The sequence below is a fragment of the Burkholderia lata genome (assembly GCF_000012945.1).
GTDB classification, from domain to species: domain Bacteria; phylum Pseudomonadota; class Gammaproteobacteria; order Burkholderiales; family Burkholderiaceae; genus Burkholderia; species Burkholderia lata.
The window spans coordinates 2,180,876-2,195,909 of the sequence record NC_007510.1; the positions used below are offsets into that span (position 1 = coordinate 2,180,876).

The 15,034-nt window shown below is 67.7% G+C and carries 13 protein-coding genes; 4 read left to right on the plus strand and 9 right to left on the minus strand.

The genetic code is table 11. The features are described 5' to 3' along the window. Entirely contained in the window at positions 1-1,362 is a 1,362-nt protein-coding gene (locus BCEP18194_RS15735) for an MATE family efflux transporter (protein WP_011352280.1), read from the plus strand. Positions 1,363-1,373: 11 nt separating this feature from the next. Here BCEP18194_RS15735 and lipA read toward each other — a convergent pair whose 3' ends face one another. The 6 genes from lipA to BCEP18194_RS15765 all read right to left on the minus strand — a co-directional run bounded on the left by lipA (position 1,374) and on the right by BCEP18194_RS15765 (position 7,476). Continuing rightward, positions 1,374-2,339, minus strand: a complete 966-nt coding sequence (lipA, locus tag BCEP18194_RS15740; RefSeq protein WP_011352281.1) for a lipoyl synthase — start codon at positions 2,337-2,339, stop codon at positions 1,374-1,376. Positions 2,340-2,341: 2 nt separating this feature from the next. Next, positions 2,342-3,457 carry an acetoin dehydrogenase dihydrolipoyllysine-residue acetyltransferase subunit gene (locus BCEP18194_RS15745; protein ID WP_011352282.1) on the minus strand — a complete coding sequence of 372 codons (1,116 nt, stop codon included), beginning with the start codon at positions 3,455-3,457 and terminating at the stop codon, positions 2,342-2,344. A gap of 4 nt (positions 3,458-3,461) precedes the next feature. Then, the gene (locus BCEP18194_RS15750; RefSeq protein ID WP_011352283.1) at positions 3,462-4,466 is read right to left on the minus strand and encodes an alpha-ketoacid dehydrogenase subunit beta; all 1,005 of its coding nucleotides are present in this window, start codon (positions 4,464-4,466) and stop codon (positions 3,462-3,464) included. Positions 4,467-4,520: 54 nt separating this feature from the next. Beyond that, on the minus strand, positions 4,521-5,504 hold the full coding sequence (locus BCEP18194_RS15755; protein ID WP_011352284.1) for a thiamine pyrophosphate-dependent dehydrogenase E1 component subunit alpha: 984 nt from the start codon (positions 5,502-5,504) through the stop codon (positions 4,521-4,523). Between the two features lie 77 nt (positions 5,505-5,581). Next, complete coding sequence (locus tag BCEP18194_RS15760; RefSeq protein WP_011352285.1) at positions 5,582-6,358, minus strand: SDR family NAD(P)-dependent oxidoreductase; 777 nt, start codon at positions 6,356-6,358, stop codon at positions 5,582-5,584. A gap of 59 nt (positions 6,359-6,417) precedes the next feature. After that, positions 6,418-7,476: an ATP-NAD kinase family protein gene (locus tag BCEP18194_RS15765; RefSeq protein ID WP_041493088.1), complete on the minus strand. Its 1,059-nt coding sequence runs from the start codon at positions 7,474-7,476 to the stop codon at positions 6,418-6,420. Between the two features lie 534 nt (positions 7,477-8,010). On the opposite strand from BCEP18194_RS15765, the gene BCEP18194_RS15770 reads away from it, so the two are divergent. Then, positions 8,011-9,927, plus strand: a complete 1,917-nt coding sequence (locus BCEP18194_RS15770; RefSeq protein ID WP_011352287.1) for a sigma-54-dependent Fis family transcriptional regulator — start codon at positions 8,011-8,013, stop codon at positions 9,925-9,927. A gap of 19 nt (positions 9,928-9,946) precedes the next feature. On the opposite strand, the gene BCEP18194_RS15775 is transcribed toward BCEP18194_RS15770, so the two are convergent. Together BCEP18194_RS15775 and BCEP18194_RS15780 are read right to left on the minus strand one after the other, a co-directional pair. Further along, on the minus strand, positions 9,947-10,381 hold the full coding sequence (locus tag BCEP18194_RS15775) for a carboxymuconolactone decarboxylase family protein (RefSeq protein WP_011352288.1): 435 nt from the start codon (positions 10,379-10,381) through the stop codon (positions 9,947-9,949). Next, positions 10,365-10,826: a MerR family transcriptional regulator gene (locus tag BCEP18194_RS15780; protein WP_011352289.1), complete on the minus strand. Its 462-nt coding sequence runs from the start codon at positions 10,824-10,826 to the stop codon at positions 10,365-10,367. The genes BCEP18194_RS15775 and BCEP18194_RS15780 overlap by 17 nt, the downstream gene beginning before the upstream one ends. Before the next feature lie 286 nt (positions 10,827-11,112). Between BCEP18194_RS15780 and BCEP18194_RS15785 the strand changes: the two genes are divergently transcribed. Continuing rightward, positions 11,113-11,736 (plus strand): ComEA family DNA-binding protein, encoded by a 624-nt coding sequence (locus BCEP18194_RS15785; RefSeq protein WP_011352290.1) that lies wholly within the window; start codon positions 11,113-11,115, stop codon positions 11,734-11,736. 88 nt (positions 11,737-11,824) lie between these two features. Continuing rightward, the gene (locus BCEP18194_RS15790) at positions 11,825-12,262 is read left to right on the plus strand and encodes a YidB family protein (protein ID WP_011352291.1); all 438 of its coding nucleotides are present in this window, start codon (positions 11,825-11,827) and stop codon (positions 12,260-12,262) included. Between the two features lie 100 nt (positions 12,263-12,362). Here BCEP18194_RS15790 and clpB read toward each other — a convergent pair whose 3' ends face one another. Further along, positions 12,363-14,960, minus strand: coding sequence for an ATP-dependent chaperone ClpB (clpB, locus tag BCEP18194_RS15795; RefSeq protein WP_011352292.1), 2,598 nt, complete (start codon positions 14,958-14,960; stop codon positions 12,363-12,365). Positions 14,961-15,034: the final 74 nt, after the last annotated feature.

The following is a 15,034-nucleotide window of genomic DNA, read 5'->3' on the forward strand; positions in this document are numbered from 1 at the left end:
ATGTTCGGCGACATCCGCCGGATTGTCGGTCTCGCGTGGCCGGTGCTCGTCGGCCAGCTCGCGATCATCGCGTTCGGCGTAATCGACACCGCGATGGTCGGGCGCTACTCGGCCGTCGACCTGGCCGCGCTCGGCCTCGGCTCGTCGATCTACATATCGATCTATATCGGCCTGACGGGCATCCTGTCCGCGCTGCAGCCGATCACCGGGCAGCTGTACGGCGCGCGGCGCTATGCCGAGATCGGCGAGGAAGTGCGCCAGGCGCTGTGGCTCGCGTCGCTGCTCGCGGTGCCCGGCTTCCTCCTGCTGCATTTTCCCGAGCCGCTGCTGCGCGTCGCGCACACGCCCGCCGCGCTGCACGACCGCACCGTCGACTACCTGCGCATCCTGTCGTACGGGCTGCCCGCCAGCCTCGTCTTCCGCATCTACAACGCGCTGACCAACGCCGCCGGCAAGCCGCGCCTCGCGATGATCCTGCAGATCGGCGCGCTGCTGCTCAAATTTCCGCTCAACGTGTGGTTCATCTTCGGCGGGTTCGGCGTGCCGGCCCTCGGCGGCCCCGGCTGCGGGCTCGCCAGCGCGCTGATCAACTGGGCACTCGCGGTGATCGGCTACACGCTGCTCGCGAAGCTCGACGTGTTCGCGCCGCTCGCGATCTTCTCGCGCTTCTGCTGGCCGGTCTGGGAACGCCAGAAGGCGATCCTGAAACTCGGCGTGCCGATGGGCCTGTCGTACCTGATCGAGGTCACGTCGTACACGTGCATGGCGCTGTTCATCGCGCAGTTCGGCACGACGACGCTCGCCGGCCACCAGATCGCCGGCAACATCGGCGCGGTGCTGTACATGACGCCACTGTCGATCGGCGTGGCGGCGTCGACGCTGGTCGCACGCACGCTTGGCGCCGGACGGCCCGAGGAAGCCCGGCTGCTCGGCCGGCACAGCGTGATCTTCGCGTGCGGCATCGCCGCGACCTACGGCCTGCTCGTGTTCGTGCTGCGCCCGCTGATCATCGGCGGCTATACGCCGAACCCGGCCGTCGCCGCGGCCGCGATGCCGCTCGTCGCGATCGTCGCGTGCTACCACGTCTTCGATGCGCTGCAAGTCACGTCGGCGTTCGTGCTGCGCGCCTACAAGGTCGCGGTCGTGCCGACCGTGATCTATGCGGTCGCGCTGTGGGGCGTCGGGCTCAGCGGCGGCTACGCGCTCGGTTTCGACGTGGGCGGCATCGCGCCCGCGTGGCTGACCGGCGCGCGCGGCTTCTGGTTCGCGAACACGATCAGCCTGATGCTCGCGGGCGCCGGGCTCGTGCTGTACCTGCGCCGCGTCAGCCGTGCGCATGCCGCCGTGTCCACGTCCGCCTGACGCGTTGCCCGCTACTTCTCCTCAAGCACGTCGGCCGCGTGATACGACGACCGCACGAGCGGGCCGGCGACGACTTCCCTGAAACCGAGCAATAGCGCTTCGTCGCGCCACGCGGCGAATGCGTCCGGGCTCACGTAGCGTCGCACCGGCAGATGATGCGCGGACGGCGCGAGATACTGGCCGAGCGTCAGCACGTCGACGTCATGCGCGCGCAGGTCGCGCAGCGTGTCGCGCACTTCGTCGTCGCACTCGCCAAGGCCGAGCATCAACCCCGATTTCGTCACCAGCCCCGGCCGCGCCCGCTTCGCCTGCGCGAGCAGTTCGAGCGAGCCGCGATAGTCGGCGCCCGGCCGCGCCGCGCGATACAGCGACGGCACCGTCTCGATGTTGTGGTTGAACACGTCGGGCCAGGCCATCGACAGCGCATCGAGCGCGCGGGCCACGCGACCGCGGAAGTCCGGTGTCAGCACTTCGACGCCGATGCCCGGCACGCTCGCGCGCACCGCCGCGATGCAAGCGGCAAAATGCGCGGCGCCGCCGTCGCGCAGGTCGTCGCGATCGACCGACGTGATCACGACATAGCGCAGCCCGAGCGCCGCAGCCGCATCGGCCAGTCGCGCGGGCTCGTCCGGATCGAGCGGTTCGGGACGGCCGTGCGCGACGTCGCAGAACGGGCAACGCCGCGTACACAGCCCGCCCATGATCATGAAGGTCGCCGTGCGCTGCGCGAAGCATTCGCCGATGTTCGGGCACATCGCCTCCTCGCAGACGGAATGCAGCCGATGGTCGCGCAGCACGGCCGCCATATCGGCAACCGCCGCGCTCATCATCGGCCGCGCGCGCAGCCACGGCGGCTTCGGCAACGCCGCACCGGCCGCGGGCTCGACGCGCACCGGAATGCGCGCGAGCTTGTCGCGGCTTCTCGCGCCCGGCTGGCCGAGCGCCGTGAGGCTGGGTCGTTCGAGCGCGGCGGCCATCGTCAGTCTCCGAGAAACGCGACGATCAGGCGGTTCACGTCGGCGGCGGCCTCCATCTGCACCATGTGCCCGCTGCCGGCGATCACCTCGGCACGCACGCCGTCAGGCAGACCCTGCGCGTGCTGCGCCGGGATCACCTGGTCGCGCTCGCCCCAGATCACGAGCGTGCGCGGCGCAAGCGTCGCGAGCCGGTCGCGGAACACGCGCCGCTGTGCGGCGCCGTCGAACGCGGCATTCGCGATCTTTTCGAGCGCGGCCTGCACACCTTCGAGCCGCTTGTACTTGACGAGATCCTCGACGAGCTGCCGCGTGACCAGCGCGTTGTCCGCGAACAGCGCGCCGAGGTGCGGCTTCAGCGTGTTGCGGCTGTTGCCGGCGACGAAGCCGTCGATGTAAGCGCGGTTGATGTCGGTGCCGAGCCCGGCGCTTGCGATCAGCGTCAGCGACGCGACACGTTGCGGCGCGCGCTCGGCCGCCGCCATCGCGACCGCGCCGCCCATCGAATGGCCGATCAGGTGGGCGTGGTCGATGCCCTTCGCATCGAGCAGCGCAAGCACCGCGTCGGCCAGTTCATCGAGGCTGCCCGTCTCGACCGCCTTGCCCGACTCGCCGTGACCGGGCAGGTCGAGCGCCCACACCGGCCGGTGCGCCGCGAGATCCGCGTGATTGAACAACCAGTTGTTGAGGTCGCCGCCGAAGCCGTGGATCAGCACGGCGGGCGTGCCGCTGCCGTCGCCGAGCTTCAGGAAGCGCACGGTTCGGCCGCCGATCTGCGCCTTCTCGGGCTGCGGGCCCGCGGCTTCGTCGGAAGCCGCGCTCGGTACGAAATCGCGCTGGAAATCGGCAATCGCCGCATCGATGTCGGCATCGCTCGCATCGGCGGCCGCGACGACGCCGAGCAGCGCGCCGACCGGCAGCGTCTCGCCTTCCTGCGCGACCTGCCGGCGCAGCGTGCCGTCGAACGCGCATTCGACGCCCGACGAGATCTTGTCGGTCTCGACGTCGAGCACTTCATCGCCCTTCGTCACGCGTTCGCCGAGGGCCTTCAACCAGCCGTTGACCTGCCCCTGCTCCATCGACAGCCCCCACTTGGGCATCGTGATCATGTGAATCGACATCGTGTCAGCTCCTCGTCTTCAGGACCGCCTGCGCAATCGCATCGGCGGACGGGATATACAGGTCTTCCAGCACGCTCGCGAACGGCGCAGGCGTATGCGGCGCAGTGACCAGCTCGATCGGCGCCTTCAGCGCATGGAACGCGCGCTGCGCGACGAGCGCGGCAATGTCGGTCGCGATCGAGCAGCGCGGGTTCGCTTCGTCGACGACCACCACGCGCCCGGTGCGCTCCGCGCTTTCGAGAATCGTTTCCTCGTCGAGCGGCGACGTCGTGCGCAGGTCGATCACGTCGACCTGGATGCCGTCCTTCGCGAGCTTCGCGGCCGCGTCCATCGCGAGATGCACCATCCGGCCGTACGTGACGATCGTCGCGTCGTCACCGTCGCGCATCACGTTCGCCTCGCCGAACGGAATCGCATAGGACTCCTCCGGCACGTCGCCTTCGCGGGTATAGAGCAGCTTGTGCTCGAGGAAGATCACCGGATCGTTGTCGCGGATCGCCTGGATCAGCAGCCCCTTCGCGTCGTACGGCGTCGACGGGCACACGACCTTCAGCCCCGGAATGTGCGTGAACAGCGACGTGAGCATCTGCGAATGCTGCGCGGCCGCGCGCAAGCCGGCACCGTACATCGCGCGGATCACGACCGGCGTCACGGCCTTGCCGCCGAACATGTAGCGGAACTTGGCGGCCTGGTTGAAGATCTGGTCGAAGCACACGCCCATGAAATCGATGAACATCAGCTCCGCGACGGGCCGCATCCCGCACGCGGCAGCGCCTACCGCCGCGCCGATGTAGCCGCCCTCCGACAGCGGCGTATCGAGCACGCGGCCCGGAAACTTGTGGAACAGCCCCTTCGTCACGCCGAGCACGCCGCCCCACGCGTCGTCCTCGCCCGGCGCACCCGCGCCGCCTGCGTTGTCCTCGCCCATCACGATCACGCTTTCGTCGCGCGCCATTTCCTGTGCGAGCGCTTCGTTGATCGCCTGCGAATAAGTGATCTTCCTTGCCATGTCTGTCTCCTGGAATGTTCGGTTCGCCGTGTCGGCCGCAGTGTCAGGCCGCGCTCACGGGTACGACACGTAGACGTCGGTCAGCAGGTCGGCGGCATCGGGTACCGGCGCGGCCTTGGCCTGCGCGACCGCATCGTCGATCAGCGCCTTCACCTGGGCATCGACCGCGCGCAGGTCGGCGGTCGTCAATGCTTCGGCCCGCACGACGCGCGTTTCGAAATGCTTCAGGCAGTCCTTCTCGTCGCGCAGCTTCTGCACTTCACCCGGTGCGCGATAGGTTTGCGCATCACCTTCGAAGTGACCGAAATAGCGCGTGAACTTCACCTCGACGAGCGTCGGGCCGCCACCGTTGCGCGCACGCTCGACGGCTTCGCCAAGCGCTTCGTGCACCGCGAAGAAGTCGAAGCCGTCGACGATCACGCCCGGCATCCCGAACCCGTTCGCACGATCGGCGATGTTGTCGGTGGCGACCGACCAGCTCGACGACGTCGCTTCCGCATAGCCGTTGTTTTCGGCCACGAAGATCGCGGGCAGCCGCCACACCGACGCAAGGTTCATCGATTCGAAGATCACGCCCTGGTTCGATGCGCCGTCGCCGAAGAAGCACACGCCGACGCCGCCGGTCTTCTTGTGCTTCGCCGCGAGCGCCGCACCGCAGACGAGCGGGCCGCCCGCACCGACGATCCCGTTCGCGCCGAGCATCCCCATCGCCAGGTCGGCGATGTGCATCGAGCCGCCCTTGCCGTGGCAGACGCCCGTCTTCTTGCCGTAGATCTCGGCCATCATCCCGTGCACGTCGACGCCCTTCGCGATGCAATGGCCGTGGCCGCGGTGCGTGGTCGCAACGTAGTCGTCGAGGCCGAGGTGCAGTATCGTGCCGACCGCGGACGCCTCCTCGCCCGCATACAGGTGAACGAAGCCGGGGATCTCGCCGGTCGCGAATTCGACGTGCAGGCGTTCCTCGAATTCGCGGATCGTGCGCATCAGCCGGTAGGCGTCCAGCAGCTTGTCCCTGCTGAGCTGTGTCGAAGCGGTCATGTGTGTCTCCTGGGTAGGTCTGACTGCGAATGCCGCCGCGGCCGGGCCGTGGCGACGGATTTCACGGCCTGCGGCCGTCAGTGGAACGTGAAGCCGCCGTCGACGTTCACGGCCTGGCCTGTCACGTTGTCCATCGTCGCGAAGAACAACGCGAGCCGGCCCATGTCCTCCGGCGTCTGCGCGCGGCCCTGCGGAATCAGCGTCAACTGGTGCCGCTGCCACGACTCCTCGACCGATTCGCCGTCGGTCTTCCATTCATCGGACAGCCGGTCCCACATGTACGTCCGCACGATGCCGGGGCAGATCGCGTTGACGGTCACGCCGTCGCGCGCGAGCTCCTTCGCGAGCGCATTCGTGAAGCCGACGACCGCGAATTTCGATGCGCTGTAGTGCGCGAGATTCGGAAAGCCTTCCTTGCCGGCGATCGACGCGACGTTGATGATTCGGCCGTGGCCCTGCGCCTTCAGCGGCGCGAGCGCCGCGCGGCAGCCGAGGAACGTGCCCTTCGCGTTCACGTCCATCACGAAATCCCAGTCGCGCTCGGTCAGTTCGCCGACCGGATGAATGCTGATCACGCCCGCGCAGTTCACGAGGATGTCGAGGCGGCCGAGGTCGGCGAGTGCCTGTGCAACCATCGCATCGACCTGCGCGGCCTGCGTGACGTCGACCTTCGCGATCGCCGCCCGGCGGCCGAGCGCGCGTACTTCGCGCGCGGTGGCGTCGAGTGCGTCGTCGAGCAGGTCGGCGAGCAGGATGTCGGCGCCCGCGCCGGCGAGCGTCAGTGCAATGCCGCGGCCGATGCCGCGCGCGCCGCCGGTGACGATGGCGACCTGTCCTTCGAGTGGGGCTGTCATGGCGATGTCTCCTGGATGATCGTTATGGATGTCGAAATGTCACTCGGTAAAACGGCGCCTCAATAGCGCCACTCGCCGGCATCGCGCAGCAGTTGCCGCGACGACGCGTAGCGCAGCGTGCGGCCGACATCGACCGTCAGCGGCCCGCGCCAGTCGAGCGAGATCTCGTAGCGATCGCCGCGCGCGACCTCGATCTCGCGCTCGCCGTCGAACGCGAGCGTGCCGTGCTCGAACGGAATCGTCTGCCAGGCACCCGGCTCGAGCCGCTCGCAACTGCGCATCACGACGCGATCGACGCGGCCCGGTGCAATCGGCGCGACGAGCGGCGTGCCGGCCGTCTTGCCTTCGCCCGCGAAACGCATCGCGAGCCCGTGCGGCGCGCTGCGTTCGAGCGGCGCCCACGCGCCGCCGAGCGCGGACAGGCCGATCCCGTCCGGTTCCGCAAACGTCAGGTAGAGCGAATCGATGTCGTCGGAACCCGAGATCGCGCGGGCGCCGATGAAACGCTGCCGCGCAGCGCACACGTCGACGAGCGCGATCTCCTCGCGCCCCGGCTGCGCGCCCGCCACGCAGCGCACGACGAGCCGCTTGTTGCGCGTGAACGCGACTTCGGCCGGCACCGCGCCGGTCGCGGCGAGTCCTGCCGCGACGCCGGCGACGGTGGCTTCGCGATGTTCGGGAAATGCGTTGTTGGTACCGGTGGACAGCGCGACGAGCGGCGTCGCGCCGCAGTGCGCGGCCACGGCGCGATGGGTACCGTCGCCGCCGAGCACGACGATCAGCGCGACTTCCATCCGGTGCAGGTAGGCAGCACCGGCCTGGGTATCGGCGACGGAGTCGGTGATCGGCAGGTCGACGAATTCGACTTCGGGCCAGCGCTCGTGCCGCGCGACCGCCCGATGCGTGTCGATCGCACGCAGCAGCAGCGTCGCGATGCCCGTCCGGTCGCGCAGCGTCAGCACGCGCTCGACGCCCATCGCGCCGAGGCCGGCCAGCAGGCGCACGATCATGTTCGCCTTCTCGGCCGTCGGAAACACGGAGGCATGCGTCGTAAGGCGGCGGATGTCGCGCCCCGATGCGGGGTTCGCGATCACGCCAACGGTAACGGGCGTCGTCACGGGTTTGTCTCCATCCAGTTGGCCGGCCGCGGCGCGTTGGCGTGCCGCGGCCCTGCCTGTCTCGTCCGCTGCCATCATCGGGTGGCGGATCGTCGTCATCGACGCGACCGCGCCGACTTGCCCGTGATATCTGCAAGCGGCGTGCCATCGTGCGTGCGATGAACGTGAAACCCTTGTGAATGCTGACGAGACGGGGATGCCCGTGTTTCGGATTCGCTGCTGGAAGGACCGAGAGTGCGGCCATTCGGCCCGCTCGTCTCACATCGCCGATTCAACGAAACGGCCGCCGCGACGCCGGTGCAAGCGCACCACTGCGCCCGCAAACCCCGCGGTATCGCGGCGGCGCGCAGGCCGCGTCATGCCGGACGATCGCCGCAGCGCGCACATGAACGTGTCTCAACGACACGAGACGGCCCGCGATACCGGTGAGACGAACGTCTCACGCCCGCCGCGTGCTGCGATGCAATGTGATCCGTCGAACCGGATGTGCTACAAGAACATCGCATCCCCCGCCGTACGGAACCGGAGCCGACCATGCCTTACGCCGTCCCCCAGGCCCAGCACGCCGACCGTGTGCTCGGCGCGCTCGCCGGACGCCTGCCCGCGCCGGCCGAATCCACGCGCCTCGTGTCGTCGTGGCAACGGTCGCTGGAGCGCTACTGTCTCGACCCCGCTTCTTCGATCGGCCCGCGCGTGCTGACCGCGGCCGAGCTGCGTGAAGTGCGCGACAAGGAGGAAGCCTTCCTGCGTGCGTCGGGCCAATGCCTGACGCGGCTGCACGACATGATCCGCGTCGCCGACTACTGCGTGATGCTGACCGACGCGCACGGCGTGACGATCGACTACCGGATCGACCGCGAGCGCCGCAACGACTTCCGCCATGCCGGGCTGCACATCGGCTCGTGCTGGTCGGAAAGCGAGGAAGGCACATGCGGTGTCGCGAATGTGCTGACCGATCTCGCGCCGATCACCGTACACAAGACCGATCACTTTCGCGCGGCATTCACGACGCTCACCTGCAGCGCCGCGCCGATCTTCTCGCCGGGCGGCGAACTGATCGGCGTGCTCGACGCGTCGGCCGTTCATTCACCCGACGGCCGCGACAGCCAGCGTCTCGTCTATCAGCTCGTGCGGCAGAGCGCGGCGCTGATCGAGGATGGCTACTTCGTGCACAGCACCGCGCAGCACTGGATCCTGTTCGGGCATCCGAATCGTCACTACGTCGAAGCGCAACCGGAGTGGCTGATCGCGTTCGACGAATGCGGCAACATCGTCGCCGCGAACCGGCAGGCGCGCGACGCGCTGCCGGCGCTGCGCGAACCGCGCCATATCGACGAGATCTTCGATGCGACCGAGATGCCGCTGCGCGATGCCGCGCGGCTCGATGCGATCGTCGCGCTGCGGCTGCGCGCAACCGGTGCGCCGCTCTATGCGCGGCTGCGTGCACCGCTACGGCGCCCCGGCCGCGAACCCGGCACGGCCTCGCGCCGCCCGGGCACCGCGCAACGCCACGTCGGCGCGCTGACGCCGTTCCTGCACAGCAACGACGCGCATATCGCGCAACAGGCCGAGCTCGCGCTGCGCGTCGCGAGCAAGCGGCTGCCGATTCTCGTGCTCGGCGAAACCGGTGCGGGGAAGGAAGTATTCGCGCGCGCGATCCACGATGCCGGTGCGCGGCGCGCTCGGCCGTTCGTCGCGGTCAACTGCGGCGCGCTGCCGGAAGCGCTGATCGAGAGCGAACTGTTCGGCTATGCGGCCGGCGCGTTCACCGGCGCACGCAAGCATGGCGCGCGCGGCAAGATCGCGCTCGCCGACGGCGGCACGCTGTTCCTCGACGAAATCGGCGACATGCCGCTCGCGTTGCAGACGCGCCTGCTGCGCGTGCTCTCCGATGGCGAAGTCGTGCCGCTCGGCAGCGACACGCCCGTACGCGTCGATCTCGACGTGATCTGCGCGACGCACCGCGATCTCGCACGCATGGTGGCCGACGGCACGTTCCGCGAGGACCTGTACTACCGGCTGAGCGGCGCGACGTTCGAACTGCCGCCGCTGCGCGAGCGCGCCGATGTGCGCGACGTGATCGCCGCCGTATTCGCCGAAGAGGCGCAGGCAACCGGCCACGTGCTGACGCTCGATGCGACGCTCGCCGAACAGCTCGCCGCGTATCCGTGGCCCGGCAATGTGCGGCAATTGCGCAACGTGCTGCGCTATGCGTGCGCGGTGTGCGACGCCGCGCGCGTGACGCGGCAGGATCTGCCGGCCGATATCGCCGCGCAGCTCGGCGGCACGTCGCCCGGCATGCTGCCCGACGACGAACGCGGCCGCATCGTCGCGGCGCTCACCGCACATCGCTGGCGGCCCGACGCGGCCGCGCAGGCGCTCGGCATCTCGCGCGCGACGCTGTACCGACGCATCGCGAAGCACCGGATCGTCGCGCCACATCGCGCGTGACGCGCTGGCGCGCGCTTCGTCATGCGGGCTGCCCGGCCGCTTCGTTCACGTCTGCCGCATTGCCGGCCGCTTCATCACGCCGCGTAAACACTTCGTGCGCGGCGAACAACGCGTTGAGTGCGGCCGGCATACCCGCGTACACGGCCATCTGCATGAACACCTCGACGATCTCGTCGCGCGTGCAGCCGACGTTCAGCGCGGCCTCGATATGCACCTTCAACTGCGGCTGCGCGTTGCCGAGTGCGGCCAGCGCCGCGATCGTCGCGATTTCTCGCGCTTTCAGGTCGAGCTGCGGCCGGCTGTAGATGTCGCCGAAGCTGAACTCGACCAGGAGCCGCCCAAAGTCCGGTGCAATCGGCGCCAGCGCCGCGATCACGCGCTCGCCCACTTCGCCGTCGATTTCCTTCAGTTTGTTCCAGCCGCGCGTGTAGCGGTCTTCAACGAGTCGTTCCATTGTGTCCATCCTGTTCCGATAGGGAGTGAGAAGGTCTTGCCCGTCGTGCCATCTCCCGCTCCTGCGCCTCGTAGTTCACGATCTTGTCGCTGATCACGTCGAGGCTCGCCTGCAGCTCCGCGATATGCGCGCGCACCGCGTCGCGATGCGTGATCAGCAGGTCGCGCCGCGCACCGAAGGTCGACTCGCCTTGCGCGCGCAGCGTCGCGAATGCCTGCATCTGCGCGATCGGCATGCCGGTCGCCTTCAGGCGCATCACGAAGGCCAGCCAGTCAAGGTCGGCCGGTGCATAGAGCCGGTGCCCGGCCGCCGTGCGCGAAATCGCGCGCAGCAGGCCGGCCTGCTCGTAGTACCGCAGCGTATGCGTCGACAGGCCGGTCATTTCGGCGACCTGGCCGATCGTCAGCGGGCCAGTGGCGTGAGGTTGGGATACGGTTTTCGACATGGCAGGAACAAGGTTAGGAGTTAGAGTTCACTCTAAGTCAAGGCCTATCGAACAGCCAGTGCAACGATTGTCGGCGACACCCCGGCGACACCGTAAAGAATGGTCAAAACCGCCGCTCGACGCGGGTTTCTGTCTTTACAGCGCCGCAAGCCTTCAGCAAGATTCGGTCAGCCTGTCTTAAAAAGGGCACGCATTTGTCCTATGCTTAACGGCGACGCCCGGCCACGCCTCGCCCCGCCGTCCGTTGCAACAGCCATTCATCCGTCAGAACCAGGGAGCCTTTGCCATGCTGAAAAAGCTGCTGATGCTGTTCGTCGCGCTATCGCTGTCGCTCGCCGCGGGCCTTGCCGCAGCCGTCGAAGTCAACACGGCTGACCAGGCCACGCTCGAATCGGTGAAGGGTCTCGGGCCCGTGAAGTCGAAGGCGATCATCGACGAACGCACCAAGAACGGCCCGTTCAAGGACGCGGACGATCTCGCGAACCGCGTGAAGGGCCTCGGCACGAAGTCGGTCGGGCATCTCGAGGAAAACGGCCTGACGATCGGCGGCTCGGCGACGCCGCCGAAGGGCGTGAAGCTGTCGAAGCCGGCCGCGACGACATCGGCAACGACGTCGGCCACCACGTCCGCAACGACGTCGGCAGGCACGGCGTCGACGTCCACGACCGCGACGGCCGGCACGACGGCCACGGCACCGGCACCGGCGGCAAGCGCGCCGGATGCGGCGACGAAGCCGGCCAAGGCCAAGCGCATGACGAAGAAGGAAAAGGCGGCCGCAGCAGCGGCGGCATCCGCCGATGCGGGTGCGAGCGCACCGGCCGCCGCATCGTCGGCAAAAGCGACGAAGGGTTCGAAGAAGAAAAGCAAGAAGGACAAGGCAGCCTCCGCCGCCGCGGCGTCGGGCGCCTGATGTGCGCCGCGCGCGCGACGGCGTGCGCGCGGCATTCGTTCAACGGGCGCCCACAGCGTGGCGCCCTTATCGGTAAAGGTGAAGAACCATGGGTCTCCTCGACATCGTTGGCGGTCTGCTCGGCGGCCAGGCCGGCGGCAACTCGCAAAGCGCGCTGATCACGACCGCGCTCGAATTCATCAACAACCAGCCGGGCGGCCTGAACGGCCTGATCGAGAAGTTCAAGGCCGGCGGCGCCGGCGACGTCATCGGTTCGTGGGTCGGCACCGGCCAGAACCAGCCGATTTCGCCGGACGCGCTGCAGAACGTGCTGGGCTCGGACGCGATCGGTGCGCTCGCGAGCAAGTTCGGTGTCGATCCGTCGATGGCCTCGACCGTGCTCGCGCAAGTGCTGCCGCACGTCGTCAACCACGCGACGCCGGACGGCGCCGTGCCGGCCGATGGCCAGGCACAGGTCGACCCGTCGAACGTGCTCGGCTCGCTGTCGCAGATCGCCGGCATGTTCGGCGGCAACAAGCAGGGCTGATTCGAACCCTGCATCGTTGCGACACCCCATAAGCAAACACCCCGCCTGAGCGGGGTGTTTGTTTTGGTGCGCCCGGTACGAGCCGGGCGGCAGGCAGCGATCAGTGAACGACGCGGTCGAACACGAACTTGCCGTCGTGGATATCGACCGGAATCACATCCTTCGGACCGAAGCGGCCCGCGAGGATGAGCTTCGCGACCGGGTTCTCGATCTCCTGCTGGATCGCGCGCTTCAGCGGACGCGCACCGAACAGCGGATCGTAGCCGACCTTGCCGATCTGTTCGAGCGCCGCTTCCGACACGTCGAGCGCCATGTCGAGCTTCGCAAGCCGGTCGTGCAGGCGTGCGAGCTGGATCTTCGCGATCGACTCGATGTTGCTGCGGTCGAGCGCATGGAACACGACGACGTCGTCGATCCGGTTCAGGAACTCGGGGCGGAAATGCTGCTTCACCTCGAGCCACACGGCATCCTTGATCTCTTCCTGCGGCGCACCCGTCATCGCCTGGATCACCTGCGAGCCGAGGTTCGACGTCATCACGATCACCGTGTTCTTGAAGTCGACCGTGCGCCCCTGCCCGTCCGTCATGCGGCCGTCGTCAAGCACCTGCAGCAGCACGTTGAACACGTCCGGATGCGCCTTCTCGATCTCGTCGAGCAGGATCACGCTGTACGGCTTGCGACGCACGGCTTCCGTCAGGTAGCCGCCTTCCTCGTAGCCGACATAGCCCGGCGGCGCGCCGATCAGCCGCGCGACGCTGTGCTTCTCCATGAACTCGCTCATGTCGATGCGGATCAGGTGCTCTTCCGAATCGAACAGGAACGACGCCAGCGCCTTGCACAGCTCGGTCTTGCCGACACCCGTCGGGCCGAGGAACAGGAACGAGCCGTACGGACGGTTCGGATCGGCGAGACCCGCGCGCGAACGGCGGATCGCGTCGGCCACCGCACTGATCGCCTCGTGCTGGCCGACCACGCGCTCATGCAGCTTTTCCTCGATGTGCAGCAGCTTCTCGCGTTCGCCCTGCATCATTCGCGACACCGGAATCCCGGTCGAACGCGACACGACTTCCGCGATTTCCTCGGCGCCGACCTGCGTGCGCAGCAGGCGCGGACGCGTCGGGTTGTGCTGCTCCTGCTCTTCGGCCTGCGTGACCTGCTTCAGTTGCGCCTCGAGCTGCGGCAGCTTGCCGTACTGCAGCTCGGCAACCTTCTCCAGCTTGCCGTCACGCTGCAGCCGTGCGATGTCCGCACGCACCTTCTCGATCTCTTCCTTCAGCTGTGCGCTGCCCTGCACCGCGGCCTTCTCGGCGGTCCAGATCTCTTCCAGATCCGCGTACTCGCGGCCGAGGCGTTCGATCTCTTCCTCGATCAGCTGCAGGCGCTTCTGCGACGCTTCGTCCTGCTCCTTCTTCACGGCTTCGCGCTCGATCTTCAGCTGGATCAGACGACGATCGAGCTTGTCCATCTCTTCGGGCTTCGAATCGATTTCCATCTTGATCTTCGAAGCGGCTTCGTCGATCAGGTCGATGGCCTTGTCCGGCAGGAAGCGATCGGTGATGTAGCGGTGCGACAGCTCGGCCGCGGCGACGATCGCCGGGTCGGTGATGTCGACGCCGTGGTGCAGTTCGTACTTCTCCTGCAGCCCGCGCAGGATCGCGATCGTCGCCTCGACGCTCGGCTCGTCGACGAGCACCTTCTGGAAGCGGCGCTCGAGCGCGGCATCCTTCTCGATGTACTTGCGGTATTCGTCGAGCGTGGTCGCGCCGATGCAATGCAGCTCGCCGCGCGACAGCGCCGGCTTCAGCATGTTGCCCGCATCCATCGCGCCTTCGGCCTTGCCTGCACCGACCATCGTGTGGATTTCGTCGATGAAGACGATCGTCTGGCCTTCATCCTTCGCGATGTCGTTGAGCACCGCCTTCAGGCGCTCCTCGAATTCGCCGCGATACTTCGCGCCGGCGAGCAGTGCGGCCATGTCGAGCGACAGCACGCGCTTGCCCTTGAGCGTCTCGGGCACTTCGCCGTTGACGATCCGCTGCGCGAGCCCTTCGACGATCGCCGTCTTGCCGACACCCGGCTCGCCGATCAGCACCGGGTTGTTCTTGGTGCGGCGCTGCAGGATCTGGATCGAACGGCGGATTTCGTCGTCGCGGCCGATCACCGGATCGAGCTTGCCCGCCCGGGCGCGCTCGGTCAGGTCGACCGTGTATTTCTTCAGTGCCTCGCGCTGACTTTCGGCGTCCTGGCTGTGCACCTGCGAGCCGCCGCGCACCGCGGCGATCGCGGCTTCCAGCGCCTTGCGCGTGAGGCCGTGCTGGCGCGCGAGCTTGCCGGCGTCGCCCTTGTCGTCGGACACGGCGAGCAGGAACATCTCGCTCGCGATGAACGTGTCGTTGAGCTTCTGCGCTTCCTTGTCGGCCTGGTTCAGCAGCCCGGAGAGTTCACGGCCGATCTGGATGTCGCCGCCCGTGCCCGTCACTTGCGGCAGGCGCGAGATGGCTTCGTTCAGCGCGCCTTGCAGCGCCTGAATGTGAACGCCCGCGCGCGACATCAGCGAGCGGGCGGAACCGTCCTGCTGCGCGACCAGCGCCGCGAGAACGTGAACGGGTTCGATGTATTGATTGTCGCGGCCTGCTGCGAGGCTTTGCGCATCCGCGAGTGCTTCCTGGAACTTGGTGGTGAGCTTGTCGATTCTCATTTAGTCGAGACCTCCAATTTTCGATTAACACCAAGATGAGGATGGTTATGCGGCTTTCAAGCGAAATTCGGGTT